The sequence below is a fragment of the Pseudomonas sp. TE36184 genome, assembly GCF_054060055.1.
Map to the genome: position 1 here is coordinate 3,069,236 of NZ_JBSSCU010000001.1, position 21,610 is coordinate 3,090,845.

A 21,610-nucleotide genomic window follows, 5' to 3' on the forward strand; every position below is an offset into this window, starting at 1 on the left:
GAGCCCGCCCAGCCGGCCCATGCGCTTGAGCGCGGCAATCCACGATAAGCGCGCAGGCAGCCCGCTGCCCGCGTTTTGGGGCTTTGCTGGGGATACTGAGTGCAACACGGCAGATATTTGTGATCGGCCGCCAGGAGAAATGGCCAGCCCGCGGAAGGACTGACCATATTCCAATCTGCAGGCATCAGGCCATCGGCGCGGGTGGCGGCTCGTCCGGAAGGGTCGGTTCGCCAGGTTCGGTAGGCTCAGGGGAATCCGGGTCAGGTTGACCGGGGAGACCACCCGCATAGGCAGGGTCGGCCATCAGGGACCACGCCATCACGCCAATCTGGTTGGGTTCAAGCCGGGCGAGTTCGGCGCTGATTCGCGGGTCGAGCTTCATAAGGTACTCCTCAAGCGTGGCTCGGCGCGCATTGCACGCACCGAAGCAGTACACCCAATAGAGTCACTTTCCGCAGACTAATTCCCTTTACGCGTAGGAGCTTTCGATCAAGCGCGTGGCAAGGTGACGCCGCGCTGGCCCTGGTACTTGCCAGCACGGTCCTTATAGGACACTTCACAGGCCTCATCGGACTGCAGGAACAGCATCTGCGCCACGCCTTCGTTGGCATAGATCTTCGCTGGCAGGGTGGTGGTGTTGGAGAATTCCAGGGTGACGTGACCTTCCCACTCAGGCTCAAGCGGCGTCACGTTGACGATGATGCCGCAGCGCGCGTAAGTGCTTTTACCCAGGCAGATGGTCAGCACGTCGCGGGGAATACGGAAGAACTCCACGGTGCGCGCCAGGGCGAAGGAGTTGGGCGGGATGATGCACACGTCGCTCTTGACGTCGACGAAGCTCTTTTCGTCGAAGTTCTTCGGATCGACGATCGCCGAGTTGATATTGGTGAACACCTTGAACTCATCGGCACAACGCACGTCGTAGCCGTAGCTGGAAACACCATACGAAATCACGCGATCGGCGTCGTCACCACGGATCTGGCGCTCAACGAACGGTTCGATCATGCCGTGCTCTTGCGCCATGCGGCGAATCCACTTGTCCGATTTGATGCTCATGGCGGGTGTCCTGATAGCGAGGTGGAAAAATTCTGTTGGGCATCTTACCGGGGCAGGCGTTGGGGTTCAAAGGGCGTGGGGCTTTTGTTGACGAATGTGTTGATCAATGCCCGCCTTGTACAAGCCGCGCCCATTGGGGCCGGGACCCGAATCGGCGTGCACGACGGACGTAAATACCACCGCCAGTCACGAAATTAGAGAAACCTTCGGAAATACCATTGGCACGTTCCGGAAAAAGGGTTAAGGTGGCGCCACTGTGCTGCTTGTGTCACTGAGAATCTCTACACGATATGTTGAATTTCGATCCAACCATCTCCAAGAATTTTTCCTGCTCTTTGCACTCAGTCTCGGCCAGGGCTTTTCCTGAGTCGCAGTTAACTTTGTCCAAGGAGATACACCATGTCTAATCGCCAAACTGGTACCGTTAAGTGGTTCAACGATGAAAAAGGCTTCGGCTTCATCACTCCACAATCCGGTGACGACCTGTTCGTTCACTTCAAAGCTATCCAATCCGACGGCTTCAAAAGCCTGAAAGAAGGCCAACAGGTTTCTTTCATCGCTACCCGCGGTCAGAAAGGCATGCAAGCTGAAGAAGTTCAAGTTATCTAACTTGTACTGACTCAGTCGAAAGAACCCCGCCCTTAAAAGCGGGGTTTTTTTATGCCTGGATTTGGGCATGCATGAGCGCAAAAAATATGGGAGGGGGCTTACTCCCGATGGCGGTGGGTCAGTCAATACATCCAGTGACTGATCCACTGCCATCGGGAGCAAGCCCCCTCCCACATTCAGACTGCGTCGTTACTGAAACAACGACTCGCTCGACAAGCCGTTCTTCTCCAGGATCTCACGCAAGCGCTTGAGCCCTTCTACCTGGATCTGCCGCACCCGCTCACGGGTCAAGCCGATCTCCAGGCCTACATCCTCCAGGGTGCTGCTCTCATGACCGCGCAGGCCGAAGCGGCGAATCACCACCTCGCGCTGCTTGTCCGTAAGCTCCGACAACCACTGGTCAATGCTTTGGGAAAGATCATCGTCCTGCAACAGCTCGCAAGGGTCTGTCGGGCGATCATCCGTCAGGGTGTCCAGCAGGGTTTTGTCCGAATCCGGGCCCAGCGAGACGTCGACCGAAGACACGCGCTCGTTAAGACCGAGCATGCGCTTGACCTCGCCCACCGGTTTTTCCAGCAGGTTGGCGATTTCTTCGGGAGAGGGTTCATGATCGAGTTTTTGTGTCAGCTCACGCGCCGCCCGCAGGTAGACGTTGAGCTCCTTGACCACATGGATCGGCAACCGGATCGTGCGGGTTTGATTCATGATCGCCCGTTCGATGGTCTGACGAATCCACCAGGTGGCATAGGTCGAGAAGCGGAAGCCGCGTTCGGGGTCGAACTTCTCCACCGCCCGGATCAAGCCCAGGTTGCCCTCCTCGATCAGGTCCAACAGGGACAGCCCACGATTGACGTAGCGTCGGGCGATTTTCACCACCAGGCGCAGGTTGCTTTCAATCATGCGCTTGCGCCCAGCCGGATCGCCCTTTTGCGACAAGCGCGCAAAATGGACTTCTTCTTCGGGAGTCAGCAGAGGGGAAAAGCCGATTTCATTGAGGTACAGCTGGGTCGCATCGAGCGCCCGCGTGTAGTCAATGTACTTATGTTGCTTTAACGCAGTGGAGTTCTTGGATTTGGTGCGAACTGAAGGTACAGCCATTCCCTCATTCGACATCGATTCCATAGCGATGCCGGTCTCCGTAAGGAGAACCTCATCGTCGATGTCAAACTCCGGCGCTTCTTTACTGAGAGCCATTGTTATAGTCCTTTGGTGAGTTCGACCTCAAGCTCAAGCGACGCCTTTATCCTTGGCAACGCTGGAGCCTGTTCCTTCTACGTGAGGGAACAGGCTGGCAACACATCAACGACGGGGTAGGAATTGCAGAGGATCTACAGGTTTCCCTTGGCGGCGAATCTCAAAGTGCAGTTTCACCCGGTCTGTACCAGTTGACCCCATTTCGGCAATTGTCTGTCCGACTTTGACCTGCTGCCCCTCCCGAACCAACAGCCTACGGTTGTGGCCGTAAGCACTGACGTAGGTATCGCTGTGTTTGATGATGACCAGCTCGCCGTAGCCCCGCAAACCACTCCCGGCGTACACCACTGTCCCATCAGATGCAGCTAAAACAGGCTGTCCCAAATCCCCGGCGATATCAATGCCTTTATTCAAACTACCGTTTGAAGAGAATTTTCCAATCAATACGCCGTTCGACGGCCATCCCCAGCCGGTCGGCGCAGGCCCCGCAGGCGGCAGCGGCGCGGCTGCCGGTTTGCTCGCAACCGCAGGCGCGGCGCTGCCTGCAGGCCGCGTGATGATCGTGGTTCTGCTCGAGGACGAGGGCGAAGATGTGGTGTTTGTCACCACTGACGTCGGTGTTGAACCGGTGCGTCCATCGAAGCGAATCGTCTGACCCGGATGTATCGTGTAGGGCACCGGAATATTGTTGCGCGCGGCGAGCGCCTTGTAGTCCCAGCCATAGCGGAAGGCAATCGAAAACAGCGTATCGCCCTTGCGCACCACATACTGCCCCGTGGTCACGGTCGGCTTCTGCGGCGCGGCATTCGTGCGATCAACCACCCTCGCGCCCCCGGAAGGCGTGCTCGAACAAGCCGCCAATAAGGAACTCAAGACAAGGCCAAGCACCAGTCGCTGAAAGCTTGTTTTACTCATACGCTGCGCAAGACCTGTGAGACTCACCCGCCGCTCCCTTTGTGGTGGCTGAACATGAATGCCTGTATCAGGCTTGAAATATGTCGTAAGTATAACTGGGCATTGGCTTTTTACTGGCACACGACTGAAACGAAAGATTCATCGCGTTTAAAACCAACGACCGATCATGTTGACTCTATAGACCCCGCCGTAAGACACATCGCCGCCAACAGAATTCACTGCTCGCGAATAAATGATCAGGCCAACGGGCCATTGAGCAACGGCACGAAACGCACGGCGCCGAGCACATGCCGGGAAAAGCCTTCGTCTTCACGGATAATGAGCATCAATTGTTGCACTTCGCCGGAACCCACCGGGATCACCAGCCGACCGCCGGGGGCCAGTTGATCGAGCAACGCCTGCGGTACATCGGTGGCGACCGCGGTGACGATGATGCCGTTATACGGCGCCAGCGCCGGCCAGCCTTCCCAGCCATCGCCCCAGCGGAACACCACGTTGCGCAGGTTCAGTTCCACCAGGCGTTCCTTGGCGCGGTCCTGCAGCACCTTGATGCGCTCCACCGAGAACACGCGCTCTACCAACTGCGACAGCACGGCAGTCTGGTAGCCGGAACCGGTGCCGATCTCCAGCACCTTGTCCAACGGGCCCGCCGCCAGCAGCAGCTCGCTCATGCGCGCAACCATATACGGCTGGGAAATGGTCTGGTTATGCCCGATCGGCAACGCCGTGTCTTCATAGGCGCGATGGGCCAGGGCCTCATCGACAAACAGGTGCCGGGGCGTGCGCCGGATCACTTCCAGTACCTGGGCGTTGGACAGGCCTTCTTCGTACAGGCGCTGGATCAGACGCTCGCGGGTGCGCTGGGAGGTCATCCCGATGCCGCGACGCAACAGGTCGTCTTGTTCACGAGCCATCAGCGCAAGTCCTCCAGCCAGCCATCGAGACTACTGAAGGCATCACTGAAGGTGCGATCGAGCTGCAACGGGGTAATCGATACATAGCCTTGCATCACCGCATGAAAGTCAGTGCCCGGCCCACCGTCTTCGGCATCGCCCGCAGCGGCGATCCAATAACCTTCCTTGCCACGCGGGTCGACCACCTTCAACGGCGCCGCCGCGCGGGCGCGATGGCCCAGGCGCGTGAGCTGGATACCGCGAATATGCTCGAGGGGCAAGTTGGGGATATTGACGTTAAGCACCGTCCGGGGCGGCAGATCGAGGGAACCGTGGGCCTCCACCAGCTTGCGCGCGAAATGCGCGGCCGTCGGCAGGTTGTCCAATTGACGCGAGGTCAACGAAAAGGCAAACGAGGTCCGCCCCAGGAAACGCCCTTCCAGGGCCGCCGCCACCGTGCCGGAATACAGCACGTCATCCCCCAGGTTGGCGCCGAGGTTGATGCCCGACACCACCAGGTCCGGCTCCTGTTCCAACAAACTGTTGATCGCCAGGTGTACGCAGTCGGTGGGGGTGCCGTTCACGCTGATATAGCCATTGGCCAGAACGTGCACGTGCAGCGGACGGTCGAGCGTCAGCGAACTGCTGGCGCCGCTCTTGTCCTGGTCGGGGGCAACCACCACGCACTCGGCGTAATCCGCCAGCGCAGCATGAAGCGCGGCGAGGCCGGGTGCGGTGGCACCGTCGTCATTTGATATCAGAATACGCATGGGCTGTCCGTCTGCCCCACCGGCACCAGATCAACAAGCTCGCGCACCAAGACAGTGGCGAAGCATCCGGCCGGCAGGACGAATTCCAATTGCAGAATGTCAGGCCCGGGATAATGCCACGTCAACCCGCCAATGGGCAGTCGCAGAATGCGACGTTCCTGGCTCATGCCGGCATTCACCAGCCAATCGCGCAGGTCGGCCTCACTGGCGGCAACCGCCTGCTCCAGCGCCTGGGTTGCACCGCTGGCTGGCGAATCGCCTTCGCCCCACTGCGGTCCGGTGGGGTGCAGATCGAGGATCGCCAGGCGCGGGTCGCTGCATTCAGCCTCCCCCGCCGGGAAAAAACTGCGGCTGTCGGTGAAGGCCAGCAGATCGCCGACCTGCGCACGCTGCCAGGAACCGTCCGCGACACGGGCCGCCAACACTTTGTTGAAGAGGTAACTGCGCGCCGTCGACAGCAACCGCGAACGCACGTTGCGCTGCTCCGGCAAGGCCTTGCGGGCCGCCCACTCACGCGCATCCACCACGTTGCCGCCGTTGTGGCCAAAGCGCTGGGTGCCGAAATAATTGGGAATGCCGTGCTGGGCGATCAGTTGCAAGCGCGCATCGATGGCCGCGTGATCCCCCGCCAGTTGCGTCAGGCGCAAGGTAAAACCGTTGGCCGAATGAGCACCGCGTTGCAGCTTGCGCTTGTGGCGGCCGGTCTTGAGGATCTTGAGGGTGTCGTTTTCCGCGCCGCTCAGGTCCGGATCGGCCTTGCCCGGCAGTTGCACACTGAACCACTGGCGGGTCAACGCCTGGCGATCCTTGAGCCCGGCATAGCTGACGGTGTGCAACGGCACGCCGGCGGCCTTGGCGATCCGGCGCGCGGCTTCTTCGGTGTTGAGGCCACGCTTTTCCACCCACAGCCACAGGTGCTCACCCTCACCGCTCAGCGGGATATCGAGCACTTCGTCGACCTGGAAATCTTCCGCGGTAGCCTTCAGCACGGCGCTGCCCAAGGCCTCGCCATAGGCCCGCGGGCCCAGCAGTTGCAAGTCGTTCATGCGCGCAGCAACAAAGCGACGGAATGTACCGCGATGCCCTCTTCACGACCGGTAAACCCGAGCTTTTCGGTGGTGGTGGCTTTCACGTTCACTTGATCCAATTCAATGTGCAGATCCGCCGCGATCAGCGCGCGCATCGACTCGATGTGGGGGGCCATTTTCGGCGCCTGGGCCACGATGGTGTTATCGACGTTGCCGACCTTCCAGCCTTTGGCGTGGATCAGGCCGACCACATGGCGCAGCAATACCCGGCTGTCCGCGCCCTTGAAGGTCGGGTCGGTGTCCGGAAAGTGCTTGCCGATATCGCCGAGCGCCGCGGCGCCGAGCAAGGCGTCGCTCAACGCGTGCAGCAGGACATCGCCGTCGGAATGAGCCAGCAACCCATGGTGGTGCGCGATCCGCACGCCGCCCAGGGTGATGAAATCGCCTTCAGCGAAACGGTGCACATCGTAGCCGTGGCCAATACGCATAAAAAAACGCCCCGATTTAATTCAGGGCGTGATTCTACCTACTTTTGTCGCATATTAACCGAGCAAAGCACGGCCATGATGTCGCAAATGATCTTCGATGAAGCTGGCGATAAAGAAGTAGCTGTGGTCGTAGCCCGGTTGCAGGCGCAGTTCGAGCGGATGGTTGGCCGCTTTCGCCGCTTGCTGCAGGGCTTCGGGCTTGAGCTGCACCGCGAGGAAGTCGTCGCGGTCGCCCTGGTCCACCAGCAACGGCAGCTTTTCCGCGGCTTCGCTGATCAGCACGCAAGCGTCCCACTCGCGCCACTTCGAGCGCTCTTCGCCCAGGTAACGGGAGAAGGCTTTCTGGCCCCATGGGCAATCCATCGGGTTGTTGATCGGCGAAAACGCCGACACCGATAGGTAACGCCCGGGGTTGCGCAATGCACATACCAGCGCACCGTGGCCGCCCATGGAGTGGCCGCTGATACCGCGCTTCTGCGAAGCCGGGAAATGCGCCTCAACCAACGCCGGCAATTCCTGCACCACGTAGTCATGCATCCGATAGTGCTTGGCCCAGGGTTCCTGGGTGGCATTCAGATAGAACCCGGCCCCCAGGCCGAAATCCCAGGCGTTGTCCGGATCGCCCGGCACCCCAGGACCACGCGGGCTGGTGTCCGGCGCAACAATGATCAGCCCCAGTTCGGCCGCCATGCGCTGGGCGCCGGCTTTCTGCATGAAGTTTTCATCGGTGCAGGTCAACCCGGACAGCCAGTACACCACCGGCAGCTTGCCGCCCTGCTCCGCTTGCGGCGGCAGGTAGACGGCGAAGGTCATGTCGCAACCGAGCACCTCGGAATGATGCTTGTAGCGTTTATGCCAGCCGCCGAAGCTCTTCTGGCACGACAGGTTTTCCAGACTCATGGCCGACCTCAGAAGTGAATGACGGTACGAATGCTCTTGCCTTCATGCATCAGATCAAACGCTTTGTTGATGTCTTCCAGGCCCATGGTGTGGGTGATGAAGGTGTCCAACGGGATCTCGCCGTTCTGGGCCATTTCCACGTAGCTGGGCAGCTCGCTGCGACCACGCACGCCGCCAAAGGCCGAACCGCGCCAGACGCGGCCGGTCACCAGCTGGAATGGACGGGTGGAAATTTCCTGGCCGGCACCGGCAACGCCGATGATCACCGATTCGCCCCAGCCTTTGTGGCAGCACTCGAGGGCGGCGCGCATCAGTTGCACGTTGCCGATGCACTCGAAGGAAAAGTCCACGCCGCCGTCAGTCAAATCGACAATCACGTCCTGGATCGGGCGATCGTAGTCTTTCGGGTTGATGCAGTCGGTGGCGCCCAGTTGCTTGGCGATTTCGAACTTGGCCGGGTTGATGTCGATGGCGATGATGCGACCGGCCTTGGCTTTTACCGCGCCGATTACCGCCGACAGGCCGATACCGCCCAAGCCGAAGATGGCGACGGTATCGCCGGGCTTGACCTTGGCGGTGTTGATCACCGCACCGATACCGGTGGTGACGCCACAGCCGAGCAGGCAGACTTTTTCCAGCGGCGCGTCTTTAGGAATCTTCGCCACGGAAATTTCCGGCAGCACGGTGTACTCGGAAAAGGTCGAGGTGCCCATGTAGTGGAAAATCGGCTGACCCTTGTAGGAGAAACGCGTGGTGCCATCGGGCATCAGGCCTTTGCCCTGGGTGGCACGAATCGCCTGGCACAGGTTGGTCTTGCCCGACAGGCAGAATTTGCACTTGCCGCACTCCGGGGTGTAGAGCGGGATCACATGGTCGCCGACTGCAACCGAGGTCACGCCCTCGCCGATCGCCTCAACCACCGCACCGCCTTCATGGCCGAGAATCGACGGGAAGATGCCTTCCGGGTCGGCGCCCGACAACGTGTAGGCGTCGGTATGGCACACGCCGGACGCAACCACGCGCAACAGCACTTCGCCGGCCTTGGGCATGGCGACATCCACTTCTACGATCTCGAGGGGCTTCTTGGCTTCGAAGGCTACGGCGGCGCGGGACTTGATCATCCGGGTTTCTCCTGGGAGTTAAAAACTAAGACGGCGAGTGTAAAACATGCCCCGCTGATTAATAATCCAGGCAAAAGCAAAACTTTATTGCTGTACAGGGATAATCGCCATGCTGGAAAACCGCTGGGAAGGCATCGATGAGTTCGTCGCCGTCGCTGAATGCAGCCAATTCACCGCGGCGGCGGAACGCCTTGGGGTATCTTCGTCGCACATCAGCCGGCAAGTGGCTCGCCTGGAAGAACGGCTGCAAACGCGCTTGCTGTATCGCAGTACGCGCAAGGTGACCCTGACCGAAGCCGGCCAGACCTTTCTGCAACACTGCCAGCGCCTGCAGGATGGCCGCGAAGAGGCCCTGCGCGCCGTCGGCGACCTCGCCAGCGAGCCCAAGGGCATGCTGCGCATGACCTGCGCCGTGGCGTATGGCGAACGATTCATCGTGCCGTTGGTGACGCGGTTCATGGGGCTTTACCCGCAACTGCGGGTGGACATCGAACTGAGCAATCGTCAGTTGGACTTGGTACACGAAGGTCTCGACCTGGCGATTCGCCTGGGACGCCTGCAAGACTCGCGCATGGTCGCCAGCCGCCTGGCGCCGCGCCGCATGTACTTGTGCGCGTCGCCGTCCTACCTGGCGCGGTATGGGCGGCCGCACAGTTTGTCGGAATTGACTCGGCACAACTGCCTGATCGGCAGCTCGGACATCTGGCAACTGGCCCAGGACGGGCGCGAATTTTCCCAAAGGGTGCAGGGCAACTGGCGCTGCAACAGTGGGCAGGCGGTGTTGGACGCGGCGTTGCAAGGGGTGGGCTTGTGTCAGTTGCCGGACTATTACGTGCTCGAGCATTTGCACAGTGGCGCGCTGGTGTCGTTACTGGAAGCGCATCAGCCGCCGAATACGGCGGTGTGGGCGTTGTATCCGCAGCAGCGGCATTTGTCGCCGAAGGTCAGGAAGCTGGTGGATTATTTAAAGGCAGGGTTGGCCGAACGGCCCGAGTACGGTGCTGAGCATTGATGGCGTTTATCGTTTATGTAGGAGCGAGCTTGCTCGCGAAAAACTTGAGAGCGCCGCTTCAATCCAGATTGTCCGCGTTATCGTTGACGTTTTTCGCGAGCAAGCTCGCTCCTACAGCCGATTGGCCCAGCGTAGTCGCAGCCATTCCAGGTCCTCGGGCCGGGTCACCTTGATATTGTCCGAGCGCCCTTCGATCAGGCGCGGCGCCTGGCCAGACCATTCCATGGCCGACGCTTCGTCGGTAATGACCGCATCGGCCACAAGGCTGTCGGCCAGTGCACGGTGCAGCGCACCCAGGCGGAACATCTGCGGCGTGTAGGCCTGCCAGATCAAGCTGCGGTCGACGGTCTCGATGACGCGACCGTGCTTGTCTACACGCTTGAGGGTATCGCGGGCCGGCACAGCCAGCAGGCCACCCACCGGATCGTCCGCGAGTTCGGCGAGCAGTTTGTCGAGATCGTCACGACTCAGGTTAGGCCGCGCCGCATCATGCACCAAGACCCAATCATCATCGCTGGCACCCAGGGCATTGAGCTGCAGCAACGCATTGAGTACCGAGCCCGAACGCTCCGAGCCACCGTCCGCCCGCTGGATACGCGGGTCAGCGGCACACGCGAGGTGAGGCCAGTAAGGGTCATCAACAGCAAGACTGACCACCAGGCCCTTGAGCGAGGGGTGGTCGAGAAAACAGCCAAGGCTGTGTTCGAGAATAGTGCGCCCGCCCAGTTGCAAGTACTGCTTGGGACGGTCCGCAGCCATACGGGCACCGATGCCCGCGGCAGGAATCACGGCCCAGAAGGCCGGCAAACGGTGATTCATTGGGCCAACTGGTAGAGGGTTTCGCCCTCCTTGACCATGCCCAACTCATGGCGAGCCCGCTCTTCGACGGTCTCCGTGCCTTTTTTCAGCTCAAGCACCTCGGCATCGAGAACGCGATTGCGCTCCAGCAGGCGTTCGTTTTCGGCGTGCTGGTCGGCAATTTGCTGGGTCAGGTCTTTTACCTGCGCAAAGCTGCCATTACCCACCCATAGGCGGTACTGCAGGCCAGCCAGCAACAAGAGCAAGACGAGGAACAACCAATTGGGACTGCGCATCGAATATCGGGTATCCAGTGAAAAAAGACCGCCATACAAAACTTTTGCAGCAACGGATAGCACGAAGCCTGGAAGACCCAGGCTTGTGCTTGATCGTCATCAGATTAGCGTCGAATTTCACACTCTCGTGATTTTTCCGACACAATCTGCCGACTTTTTACCATTTACTGATCAGCCGCGAAACTCGCTGCGACCGTTGTACTTGGCTTTACCCGCCAGTTGCTCTTCGATACGCAGCAATTGGTTGTACTTGGACACGCGATCGGAACGGCACAGCGAGCCGGTCTTGATCTGGCCCGCCGACGTGCCCACGGCCAGGTCGGCAATGGTCGAGTCTTCGGTTTCGCCGGAGCGGTGCGAGATCACGGCGGTGTAGCCCGCAGCCTTGGCCATCTGGATGGCTTCCAGGGTTTCGGTCAGGGTGCCGATCTGGTTGAACTTGATCAGGATCGAGTTGGCGATCTTCTTGTCGATGCCTTCTTTCAGGATCTTGGTGTTGGTCACGAACAGGTCGTCGCCCACCAGCTGGATTTTTTCGCCGATCTTGTCGGTGAGGATTTTCCAGCCGTCCCAGTCGGACTCGTCCAGGCCGTCTTCGATCGAGATGATCGGGTAGCGCTGGGTCAGGCCCTTGAGGTACTCGGCAAAACCTTCGGAGTTGAACACCTGGCCTTCGCCGGACAGGTTGTACTTACCGTCTTCGTAGAATTCGCTGGCGGCGCAGTCCAGGGCCAGGGTCACGTCGGTGCCCAGGGTGTAGCCGGCGTTGGCTACGGCTTCGGAGATGACTTTCAGTGCATCTTCGTTGGACGCCAGGTTCGGCGCGAAACCACCTTCGTCACCCACGGCGGTGCTCAGGCCACGGGCCTTCAGCACAGCCTTGAGGTGATGGAAAATCTCGGTGCCCATGCGCAGGCCTTCGGAGAAGGTCTTGGCGCCAACCGGCTGCACCATGAATTCCTGGATGTCGACGTTGTTATCGGCGTGCTCGCCGCCGTTGATGATGTTCATCATCGGCACCGGCATCGAGTACACACCCGGAGTGCCGTTGAGGTTGGCGATGTGGGCGTACAGCGGCAGGTCCTGGTCCTGCGCGGCGGCCTTGGCGGCGGCCAGGGACACGGCGAGGATGGCGTTGGCACCCAGGCTGCCTTTGTTTTCAGTGCCGTCGAGTTTGATCATCGCGTGGTCCAGGGCTTTCTGGTCCAGCGGGTCTTTGCCCAGCAACAGGTCGCGAATCGGACCGTTGATGTTGGCTACCGCCTTGAGGACACCCTTGCCCAGGTAACGGCTCTTGTCGCCATCACGCAGTTCCAGCGCTTCGCGGGAACCTGTGGAAGCACCGGACGGCGCGCAAGCGCTGCCGATGATGCCGTTATCGAGAAGCACGTCGGCTTCGACGGTGGGGTTGCCACGGGAGTCGAGAACTTCACGACCTTTGATGTCGACGATTTTTGCCATTGTTGTAAACACTCCAAAGTTGACGAAAATGCTCTATACCGCTCGATTTAACTTGTCGCGCACATTGCAATATTTGGAACGAACTTGCCAGTAATAGTGCCCTCTCGGGCCTCATCGCGAGCAAGCTCGGCTCCTGCACGGAGAACTGGCGCTTACGCGGTCTCTACCGTCGGAAAACTCTTGACCAGTTCGTCCAACTGCTTGAGCTGGGCCAGGAATGGCTCCAGTTTGTCCAGGCGCAGGGCGCAAGGACCGTCGCATTTGGCGTTGTCCGGGTCCGGGTGGGCTTCCAGGAACAGGCCGGCCAGGGACTGGCTGATGCCGGCCTTGGCCAGGTCCAATACCTGGGCACGACGCCCGCCAGCGGAATCGGCGCGGCCACCCGGCATTTGCAGCGCGTGGGTCACGTCGAAGAACACCGGGTATTCGAACTGTTTCATGATGCCGAAACCGAGCATGTCCACCACGAGGTTGTTGTAGCCGAAGCTCGAACCGCGCTCGCAGAGGATCAACTGGTCGTTACCCGCTTCCACGCACTTGTTCAGGATGTGCTTCATTTCCTGGGGCGCGAGGAACTGGGCTTTCTTGATATTGATCACCGCACCGGTCTTGGCCATGGCGACCACGAGGTCGGTCTGGCGCGACAGGAAGGCCGGCAACTGGATGATGTCGCACACCTCGGCGACCACGGCAGCCTGTTCAGGCTCGTGGACGTCGGTGATGATCGGCACGCCGAAGGCTTGCTTGATGTCCTGGAAGATCCGCATGCCTTCTTCAAGGCCCGGGCCGCGATAGGAGGTCACGGACGAACGGTTGGCCTTGTCGAAGCTGGCCTTGAACACATAAGGGATACCCAGTTTCTGGGTAACCTTGACGTACTCTTCACAGACCTGCATCCCCATGTCGCGGCTTTCCAGCACGTTCATGCCGCCGAACAGCACCATGGGCTTGTCGTTGGCAATCTCGATGTCGCCTACGCGAATGATCTTCTGGGCCATCAGCTTCACGCCTTCTTCTGATGTTGCGTCAGTGCTGCTTTAACGAAACCGCTGAACAACGGGTGACCGTCGCGCGGCGTCGAGGTGAACTCAGGGTGGAACTGGCAGGCCACGAACCATGGATGATCCGGCGCCTCGACCACTTCGACCAGCTTGCCGTCACCGGAGCGACCGGAGACTTTCAGGCCGGCTGCTTTGATCTGCGGCAGCAGGTTGTTGTTCACTTCGTAGCGGTGACGGTGACGCTCGACGATCACGTCCTTGCCGTAGCAGTCGTGGACCAGCGAACCCGGCTCCAGCAGACAGTCTTGCGCGCCGAGGCGCATGGTGCCGCCCAGGTCGGACGATTCGGTACGGGTTTCAACGGCGCCGGTGGCGTCTTCCCACTCGGTGATCAGGCCTACGACCGGGTGGCCGCTGGAATGATCGAACTCGGTGGAGTTGGCGTCTTTCCAGCCCAGCACGTTACGAGCGAACTCGATAACGGCCACTTGCATGCCCAGGCAGATCCCCAGGTACGGCACCTTGTGCTCACGAGCGTACTGCACGGCGGTGATCTTGCCTTCCACGCCACGCAGGCCGAAACCGCCTGGAACGAGGATCGCGTCGACGCCTTCGAGCAGAGCGGTGCCTTGGTTCTCGATGTCTTCGGAATCGATATAGCGCAGGTTGACCTTGGTACGGTTGCTGATGCCGGCGTGGCTCATCGCTTCGATCAGCGACTTGTACGCGTCCAAAAGCTCCATGTACTTGCCGACCATGGCGATGGTGACTTCGTGCTCAGGGTTGAGCTTGGCGTCGACCACGGCTTCCCACTCGGACAGATCCGCGCCGCCGCATTGCAGGCCGAAACGCTCGACCACAAAATCGTCCAGGCCCTGGGAATGCAGGATGCCCGGGATCTTGTAGATGGTGTCGGCGTCTTCCAGGGCAATCACCGCACGCTCTTCAACGTTGGTGAACTGCGCGATCTTGCGACGCGAGGAAATATCGATCGGGTGATCGGAACGGCACACCAGCACGTCCGGCTGCAGGCCGATGGAACGCAGTTCCTTGACCGAGTGCTGGGTTGGCTTGGTTTTGGTTTCGCCGGCGGTGGCGATGTAGGGCACCAGTGTCAGGTGCATCAGCATCGCGCGCTTGGCGCCGACTTCGAAACGCAACTGGCGGATGGCTTCGAGGAACGGTTGGGATTCGATGTCACCCACGGTGCCACCGATCTCGACCATCGCCACGTCGGCATCGCCCGCGCCCTTGATGATGCGGCGCTTGATTTCGTCGGTGATGTGCGGGATCACCTGGATGGTTGCACCCAGGTAGTCACCACGACGCTCCTTGCGCAGCACGTGTTCGTAGACACGGCCGGTGGTGAAGTTGTTGTTCTGGGTCATGGTCGTGCGGATGAACCGCTCGTAGTGGCCCAGGTCCAGGTCGGTCTCGGCGCCGTCGTGGGTGACGAACACTTCACCGTGCTGGAACGGGCTCATGGTGCCCGGGTCAACGTTGATGTACGGGTCCAGCTTGAGCATGGTGACCTTAAGTCCCCGCGCCTCCAGGATGGCCGCCAATGAAGCGGAGGCAATGCCTTTCCCCAATGAAGAAACAACACCGCCCGTGACGAATATGTAGCGCGTCATGAAAAACCCTAGAAGTCTGCGTTAAAGCGGTCCGAGCCGCCGGGGAAAGCGAAGGAAGGCCGAAGCCCCCGATCACCTGCATTAATCACAGTGCACCTTTCAAAAAAACCGCCGCGTGGTGACAGACCAGCAATGAAACACCGGTACGTTGATCGCTACACATTTTTTGGAATCGCCCAGCAAAGACTGCTTGGTAATCGGCAACTGCTGCGATTCAGGCGAATCCACAGAAGTTGTATCAAGAAGGGAGCGTAGTCTACCGGAAAGGCGCTATCAGCTCAAACCTTGATCGCAGGTCTGTGGCATCCAATGTAATTGCCAGCCGTCATTCGACGTCTTCCAAAGCCCTGCAAGGCTGGGCACAGCCAGCAATTGCTCGCCCCGATACAGCAGCGGCAATCTGCCACGGACAAAACCCGGCAGCCCACTTTCGTTGAGCAGACGCTTCAAATCGCGCCGACCGCGCCCCGGAATGTCGATGATTTCGCCGCCCTGGCGATAGCGAACCTGCAACACGCCCTCGGGAACCCGACCGATCAACCGGAGTTGGCCATTACCCGGTAACTCTAGCGGGTTTTGCGGCTGCGCCCAGCTCACCGATGCGTCGGAAAACTCCGACCAACTGGAGGGCAGCCACCAGATGCGCTCGCCGCAACGGTGCAGATCGCCGTTGGCCAAGCGCCACAGGGGTTGTGCATCGAGCTTGGCGTCGCGCAGGGAATGCCAGCCGGCCCAGTGGTCGCTGTCGGGTAAACGCGTCAGCGGGCTCAGCCAATGGCGCAGGGCGTTGCGTTGACGCGCGTCGGAAAGCTCACACAGCGGCGCCAGGGCCAAGGACGGCAAGGGCAGCCACGGAAAAGGCGAAGGCTGCTCGGCGGCTTGCAGGTCGATGTGCGCCAACTCGTCCAACAGGCCTTGGGCTTCGCTCAAATGTTCAGCGGCACGGGCCAGGTTGGCCGCGGCCTGGGGCCAGCGCTCGGTCAGCCGCGGGAATACACGATGGCGCAGGTAATTGCGCGAAAAGCGGGGATCGGCGTTGGAAGGGTCCTCGATCCACGTCAACTGGTGCTCCTCGGCGTAGGCCTGCAGCTGCGCGCGTGAACTGCGCAGCAACGGCCGCAGCAGATGACCGCCCGCCAGCGCACGCTGCATCGGCATGGCCGCCAACCCTTGCACCCCCGCGCCGCGCAACAGACGAAACAGCAAGGTTTCGGCCTGATCGTCGCGGTGCTGGCCGATGAGCAACACTTCCCCTACCCCGACCACCTCACTGAATGCCTGATAGCGCGCATCACGGGCTGCGCGCTCCAGGCTTGCGCCAGCCCGCACCTGCACGCGCATCACCCGCAACGGCACGCCAAGGGCGTCACAGACCGACTGACAATGAGCGGGCCAGGCATCGGCCGCAGCTTGCAGGCCATGGTGGACATGAACAGCGCCGAGCGTAGGAAGCTTCTCAGTTTTGGCGAGATTTGCCAGGAGGTGCAGCAAGACGGTGGAATCAAGCCCGCCGGAAAAAGCGATATGCCAGGCCGGAGCGTTGCGCCAGGGGGCCAGGGTTTGCAGAAGTTTGGCGGAAAGTAATGGTTTCATCAGATGTTACCGCCGCAAACCTGGAATACGTTGGCCAAGCATACACAAAGCAAATGTGGGAGGGGGCTTGCTCCCGATTGCGGCAGGTCAGTCACCAGATGCATTGACTGACACTCAGCAATCGGGAGCAAGCCCCCTCCCACATTTTTTACGGCTGCGGTTTAGAGACCGTAGCTCATCAGGCGCTCGTAACGCCGGGCCAACAGTGCTTCGGTATCCAGCTTCTTGAGCATCGCCAGTTGCGAACCCAGTTCGGCACGGATGGTCGCGGCAGCGGCGGCCGGGTCGCGGTGGGCGCCGCCCAATGGTTCGGCGATGACTTTATCCACGATACCCAGGCCCTTGAGGCGATCGGCGGTGATGCCCATCGCTTCGGCAGCGTCCGGCGCTTTCTCGGCGGTTTTCCACAGGATCGAGGCGCAACCTTCCGGCGAGATCACCGCGTAGGTCGAATATTGCAGCATGTTCAATTGGTCGCAGACACCAATGGCCAACGCACCGCCGGAACCACCTTCACCAATCACGGTGGCGATGATCGGGGTTTTCAGGCGGGACATGACGCGCAGGTTCCAGGCGATCGCTTCGCTCTGGTTGCGTTCTTCGGCGTCGATACCCGGGTACGCGCCCGGGGTGTCGATGAACGTCAGGATCGGCATCTTGAAGCGCTCGGCCATTTCCATCAGGCGGCAAGCCTTGCGGTAGCCTTCCGGACGCGGCATGCCGAAGTTACGGCGGACTTTCTCGCGCACTTCACGGCCTTTCTGGTGACCGATCACCATCACCGGCTGGTCGTCCAGGCGAGCGATACCGCCCACGATGGCGGCGTCGTCGGAGAAGTGGCGGTCGCCGTGCAGCTCGTCGAACTCGGTGAAGATGTGCTGAATGTAGTCCAGGGTGTACGGACGGCGCGGATGGCGGGCCAGGCGCGCAATCTGCCAACTGGTCAACTTGCCGAAGATGTCTTCGGTGAGCGAGCTGCTCTTGTCTTGCAGGCGAGCGATTTCATCGCCGATATTCAGCGAGTTGTCATTGCCGACCAGGCGCAGTTCTTCGATCTTGGCTTGCAGGTCAGCGATCGGCTGTTCGAAATCAAGAAAATTCGGGTTCATAAGCGTCCGTCTTGGGTCGACGGCCAAGGAGTGCCTGGCCAGCCGGTTGTCTATTCGCGCCCTACCTTAAGGGAGAGGCGCGTCTAGGTCGAGATTAAATGTTTGGTCGAGATCAGGCTATTTGCCATCACCTGATCGTCAACGGTATTGGAGGAAGACGTTGTCACGACCGAACTGGTCACGCAATGCTTGAATCAAGCCATCAGCGGGATCAATTCGCCAGGTCTCGCCGAACTGCAGCATGGCCTTGGCGTCGTTACCGGTGTATTCCATGGTCACCGGGCATGCGCCACGGTGGCGTTTGAGCAAGTCCCCCAACCAGCGCAGCTGATCGCCCTTGAGCGCCTCGGTCTTGACTTTCAAGCGCAGGCTTTCGGCCAGGTTGGTGCGCGCGTCTTCCATGCTCATCACGCGCTTGATCCGCAGGCGCAGGCCGCCGGAGAAGTCGTCGTTGCTGACCTCCCCTTCCACCACCACCATGGCGTCGGTCTGCAACAGCGACTGCGCCGAATGGAACGCATCGGCAAACAGCGACGCCTCGATCCGGCCGGAGCGGTCGTCGAGGGTGATAAAGCCCATCTTGTCGCCCTTTTTGTTTTTCATCACCCGCAGGGCGATGATCATGCCGGCGACGGTCTGGGTGTCGCGCGCCGGTTTCAGGTCGATGATGCGCTGACGGGCGAAACGACGGATTTCCCCTTCGTATTCGTCAATCGGATGACCGGTCAGGTACAGGCCCAGGGTGTCTTTCTCACCTTTGAGGCGTTCCTTGAGGGTCAGCTCCTTGGCCTTGCGATGGTTGGCGTAGACATCCGCGTCTTCCTCGACGAACAACCCGCCAAACAGGTCGGCGTGACCGCTGTCGTGGGTGCGGGCGGTCTGTTCGGCGGCCTTGATCGCTTCTTCCATGGCGGTCAGCAGCACCGCGCGATTGCGGTCGATATTCGCCTGGTAGGCCTTCGGCTCATCATGGAAATACGGGCCGAGACGGTCGAGGGCGCCGCTGCGGATCAAGCCATCGAGGGTACGTTTGTTGATGCGCTTGAGGTCGACCCGCGCGCAGAAATCGAACAGATCCTTGAACGGGCCGTTTTGGCGCGCCTCGGTGATCGCTTCCACCGGGCCCTCGCCCACCCCCTTGATCGCCCCCAGGCCATAGATGATGCGGCCTTCGTCGTTCACGGTGAACTTGAACTCCGAGGCGTTCACGTCCGGCGCGTCGAGGCGCAGCTTCATGGTTCGCACTTCCTCGATCAAGGTCACGACCTTGTCGGTGTTGTGCATATCCGCCGAGAGTACCGCGGCCATGAACGGCGCCGGGTAGTGGGCCTTCAGCCAGGCGGTCTGGTACGACACCAGGCCGTAGGCAGCGGAGTGGGATTTGTTGAAGCCATAACCGGCGAATTTTTCCACCAGGTCGAAAATGTTACCGGCAAGGTCGGCGTCGATATTGTTGGTGGCGCAACCCTCAATGAAACCGCCGCGCTGCTTGGCCATTTCCTCGGGCTTTTTCTTACCCATGGCGCGACGCAGCATGTCCGCACCACCGAGGGTGTAACCGGCCATGACCTGAGCGATCTGCATCACCTGTTCCTGGTACAGGATGATGCCGTAGGTCGGTGCCAGTACCGGCTTGAGGCCTTCGTACTGGTAGTCCGAGTGCGGGTAGGCCAGTTCGGCGCGACCGTGCTTACGGTTGATGAAGTCATCCACCATGCCCGATTGCAGCGGGCCCGGACGGAACAGGGCGACCAGTGCGATCAAGTCTTCCAGGCAGTCGGGCTTGAGCTTTTTTATCAGCTCTTTCATGCCGCGGGATTCCAGCTGGAACACCGCCGTGGTTTCGGCTTTTTGCAGCAGGCTGTAGGTCGGCTTGTCATCCAGCGGGATAAACGCGATGTCCAGCGGTGCTTCGCCGACCTTGGCACGGTCGCGGTTGATCGTCTTGAGCGCCCAGTCGATGATCGTCAGAGTCCGCAGGCCGAGGAAGTCGAACTTCACCAGGCCGGCCGCCTCCACGTCGTCCTTGTCGAACTGGGTCACCAGGCCATCGCCTTCTTCGTCGCAATAGATCGGCGAAAAGTCGGTGAGCTTGGTCGGCGCGATCACCACGCCACCGGCGTGTTTACCGACGTTACGCACCACGCCTTCGAGCTTGCGCGCCATCTCCCAGATTTCGGCGGCTTCTTCGTCGACCTTGATGAAGTCGCGCAGGATTTCTTCCTGCTCGTAGGCCTTTTCCAGGGTCATGCCGACTTCGAACGGGATCATCTTCGACAGGCGATCCGCCAGGCCGTAGGACTTGCCCTGCACCCGGGCCACGTCGCGGATTACCGCCTTGGCCGCCATGGAACCGAACGTGATGATCTGGCTCACGGCGTTGCGGCCATACTTATCGGCCACGTATTCGATCACGCGGTCGCGACCGTCCATGCAGAAGTCGACGTCGAAGTCGGGCATGGAGACCCGTTCCGGGTTAAGGAAGCGTTCGAACAGCAGGTCATATTCCAGCGGGTCGAGGTCGGTGATCTTCTGCACATAGGCAACCAGCGAGCCGGCACCCGAGCCCCGGCCAGGACCAACCGGCACGCCGTTACTCTTGGCCCACTGGATAAAGTCCATCACGATCAGGAAGTAACCGGGGAACCCCATCTGGATGATGATATCCAGCTCGAAATTCAGCCGGTCGACGTAGACCTGACGCTTGGCTTCGTAATCTTCGGTGGTGTCCTTGGGCAGCAGGACCGAGAGGCGTTCCTCCAGGCCATCGAACGATACCTTGCGGAAATACTCATCGATGGTCATGCCTTCGGGAATCGGGAAGTTGGGCAGGAAGTGCTTGCCCAGCTTCACTTCGATATTGCAGCGCTTGGCGATCTCGACGGAGTTTTCCAGGGCCTCGGGCAGGTCGCTGAACAGCTCGGCCATTTCCTCGGCGCTTTTGAGGTATTGCTCTTCGCTGTAGTTTTTCGAGCGGCGCGGGTCATCCAGGGCCCGGCCTTCGCCGATGCACACGCGGGTTTCGTGGGCTTCGAAATCTTCTTTCTTGATGAAGCGCACATCGTTGGTCGCCACCAGCGGCGCGCCCAGCTTGTCGGCCAGGGCCACGGCGGCGTGCAGATGTTCTTCATCGTTGGGGCGGTTGGTGCGCTGGACTTCCAGGTAGAAGCGGTCAGGGAACACAGCCATCCACTCGCGGGCCAGCACTTCGGCTTCCTGCGGGTTGCCGCCCAGCAGCGCGATCCCGATCTCACCCTCTTTGGCCGCCGAGAGCATGATCACGCCCTCGCTGGCCTCGGCCACCCACTCACGCTCGATGATCACCGCGCCGTTGCGCTGGCCGTCGATGAAGCCACGGGAAATCAGTTCGGTGAGGTTGCGATAACCGACGCCGTTCATCGCCAACAGGCTGATGCGGCTCAGAGGGTTATCCGGGTCTTTGTTCGACAGCCACAGGTCGGCGCCGCAGATCGGCTTGATGCCGGCGCCCATGGCGTTCTTGTAGAACTTGACCAGGGAACACATGTTGTTCTGATCGGTGACCGCGACGGCAGGCATGTTCATGCCCACCAGGGTTTTGACCAGCGGTTTGATCCGTACCAGGCCGTCAACCAGGGAGTATTCAGTGTGCAGGCGTAGGTGAACGAATGAAGCCGGCATAGTGATCCTGTCTTAAACGTAGAAACAACAAGGCCCGGGATTGTACCGGGCCTGGGCAAAAACATCAGCCTC

The 21,610-nt window shown here is 60.4% G+C and carries 20 protein-coding genes; 2 read left to right on the forward strand and 18 right to left on the reverse strand.

Features of this window, described 5'->3' with window-relative positions; translation table 11 throughout:
- Positions 1-184: 184 nt before the first annotated feature.
- Complete coding sequence (locus ACVWZP_RS13750) at positions 185-382, reverse strand: hypothetical protein (protein WP_046490227.1); 198 nt, start codon at positions 380-382, stop codon at positions 185-187.
- Between the two features lie 107 nt (positions 383-489).
- Positions 490-1,056: a dCTP deaminase gene (gene dcd, locus ACVWZP_RS13755; protein WP_017844768.1), complete on the reverse strand. Its 567-nt coding sequence runs from the start codon at positions 1,054-1,056 to the stop codon at positions 490-492.
- Between the two features lie 399 nt (positions 1,057-1,455).
- On the opposite strand from dcd, the gene ACVWZP_RS13760 reads away from it, so the two are divergent.
- Entirely contained in the window at positions 1,456-1,665 is a 210-nt protein-coding gene (locus ACVWZP_RS13760) for a cold-shock protein (RefSeq protein WP_002554837.1), read from the forward strand.
- 189 nt (positions 1,666-1,854) lie between these two features.
- Here ACVWZP_RS13760 and rpoS read toward each other — a convergent pair whose 3' ends face one another.
- The 8 genes from rpoS to ACVWZP_RS13800 form a co-directional block, all read right to left on the reverse strand.
- Positions 1,855-2,859, reverse strand: a complete 1,005-nt coding sequence (rpoS, locus tag ACVWZP_RS13765; RefSeq protein WP_017844767.1) for an RNA polymerase sigma factor RpoS — start codon at positions 2,857-2,859, stop codon at positions 1,855-1,857.
- A 105-nt stretch (positions 2,860-2,964) separates the two neighbouring features.
- Positions 2,965-3,801 (reverse strand): peptidoglycan DD-metalloendopeptidase family protein, encoded by an 837-nt coding sequence (locus ACVWZP_RS13770; protein ID WP_079442991.1) that lies wholly within the window; start codon positions 3,799-3,801, stop codon positions 2,965-2,967.
- Positions 3,802-4,010: 209 nt separating this feature from the next.
- Positions 4,011-4,646, reverse strand: coding sequence for a protein-L-isoaspartate(D-aspartate) O-methyltransferase (locus ACVWZP_RS13775; RefSeq protein WP_169850588.1), 636 nt, complete (start codon positions 4,644-4,646; stop codon positions 4,011-4,013).
- 41 nt (positions 4,647-4,687) lie between these two features.
- A complete protein-coding gene (gene surE / locus ACVWZP_RS13780) occupies positions 4,688-5,437 on the reverse strand; it encodes a 5'/3'-nucleotidase SurE (RefSeq protein WP_457369857.1) in 750 nt (249 codons plus the stop codon).
- Complete coding sequence (truD, locus tag ACVWZP_RS13785; protein ID WP_457369858.1) at positions 5,425-6,483, reverse strand: tRNA pseudouridine(13) synthase TruD; 1,059 nt, start codon at positions 6,481-6,483, stop codon at positions 5,425-5,427. The genes surE and truD overlap by 13 nt, the downstream gene beginning before the upstream one ends.
- Positions 6,480-6,953 carry a 2-C-methyl-D-erythritol 2,4-cyclodiphosphate synthase gene (gene ispF / locus ACVWZP_RS13790; RefSeq protein WP_017844763.1) on the reverse strand — a complete coding sequence of 158 codons (474 nt, stop codon included), beginning with the start codon at positions 6,951-6,953 and terminating at the stop codon, positions 6,480-6,482. Before ispF ends, truD begins: the two co-directional genes overlap by 4 nt.
- Positions 6,954-7,007: 54 nt before the next feature.
- Positions 7,008-7,853 carry an S-formylglutathione hydrolase gene (gene fghA / locus ACVWZP_RS13795; RefSeq protein WP_017844762.1) on the reverse strand — a complete coding sequence of 282 codons (846 nt, stop codon included), beginning with the start codon at positions 7,851-7,853 and terminating at the stop codon, positions 7,008-7,010.
- An 8-nt stretch (positions 7,854-7,861) separates the two neighbouring features.
- Positions 7,862-8,974 carry an S-(hydroxymethyl)glutathione dehydrogenase/class III alcohol dehydrogenase gene (locus tag ACVWZP_RS13800; protein ID WP_057004721.1) on the reverse strand — a complete coding sequence of 371 codons (1,113 nt, stop codon included), beginning with the start codon at positions 8,972-8,974 and terminating at the stop codon, positions 7,862-7,864.
- 109 nt (positions 8,975-9,083) lie between these two features.
- Here ACVWZP_RS13800 and ACVWZP_RS13805 point away from each other — a divergent pair, with 109 nt between their 5' ends.
- Complete coding sequence (locus ACVWZP_RS13805; RefSeq protein ID WP_079442990.1) at positions 9,084-9,986, forward strand: LysR substrate-binding domain-containing protein; 903 nt, start codon at positions 9,084-9,086, stop codon at positions 9,984-9,986.
- 111 nt (positions 9,987-10,097) lie between these two features.
- Here the strand turns inward: ACVWZP_RS13805 and ispD are convergent, their stop codons facing one another.
- The 8 genes from ispD to dnaE all read right to left on the reverse strand — a co-directional run bounded on the left by ispD (position 10,098) and on the right by dnaE (position 21,538).
- Positions 10,098-10,805, reverse strand: coding sequence for a 2-C-methyl-D-erythritol 4-phosphate cytidylyltransferase (gene ispD / locus ACVWZP_RS13810; RefSeq protein WP_017844759.1), 708 nt, complete (start codon positions 10,803-10,805; stop codon positions 10,098-10,100).
- A complete protein-coding gene (gene ftsB / locus ACVWZP_RS13815) occupies positions 10,802-11,080 on the reverse strand; it encodes a cell division protein FtsB (protein ID WP_003172294.1) in 279 nt (92 codons plus the stop codon). Before ftsB ends, ispD begins: the two co-directional genes overlap by 4 nt.
- Positions 11,081-11,251: 171 nt before the next feature.
- On the reverse strand, positions 11,252-12,541 hold the full coding sequence (eno, locus tag ACVWZP_RS13820; protein ID WP_017844757.1) for a phosphopyruvate hydratase: 1,290 nt from the start codon (positions 12,539-12,541) through the stop codon (positions 11,252-11,254).
- Positions 12,542-12,693: 152 nt separating this feature from the next.
- Positions 12,694-13,539, reverse strand: a complete 846-nt coding sequence (gene kdsA / locus ACVWZP_RS13825) for a 3-deoxy-8-phosphooctulonate synthase (RefSeq protein ID WP_457369859.1) — start codon at positions 13,537-13,539, stop codon at positions 12,694-12,696.
- 5 nt (positions 13,540-13,544) lie between these two features.
- Positions 13,545-15,176, reverse strand: a complete 1,632-nt coding sequence (locus ACVWZP_RS13830; protein WP_026139768.1) for a CTP synthase — start codon at positions 15,174-15,176, stop codon at positions 13,545-13,547.
- A 273-nt stretch (positions 15,177-15,449) separates the two neighbouring features.
- Positions 15,450-16,769, reverse strand: coding sequence for a tRNA lysidine(34) synthetase TilS (gene tilS, locus ACVWZP_RS13835; protein ID WP_457369860.1), 1,320 nt, complete (start codon positions 16,767-16,769; stop codon positions 15,450-15,452).
- Positions 16,770-16,930: 161 nt separating this feature from the next.
- Positions 16,931-17,878 carry an acetyl-CoA carboxylase carboxyltransferase subunit alpha gene (locus ACVWZP_RS13840; protein ID WP_017844753.1) on the reverse strand — a complete coding sequence of 316 codons (948 nt, stop codon included), beginning with the start codon at positions 17,876-17,878 and terminating at the stop codon, positions 16,931-16,933.
- A gap of 138 nt (positions 17,879-18,016) precedes the next feature.
- Positions 18,017-21,538, reverse strand: a complete 3,522-nt coding sequence (gene dnaE, locus ACVWZP_RS13845; RefSeq protein ID WP_046384461.1) for a DNA polymerase III subunit alpha — start codon at positions 21,536-21,538, stop codon at positions 18,017-18,019.
- Positions 21,539-21,610 lie beyond the last annotated feature (72 nt).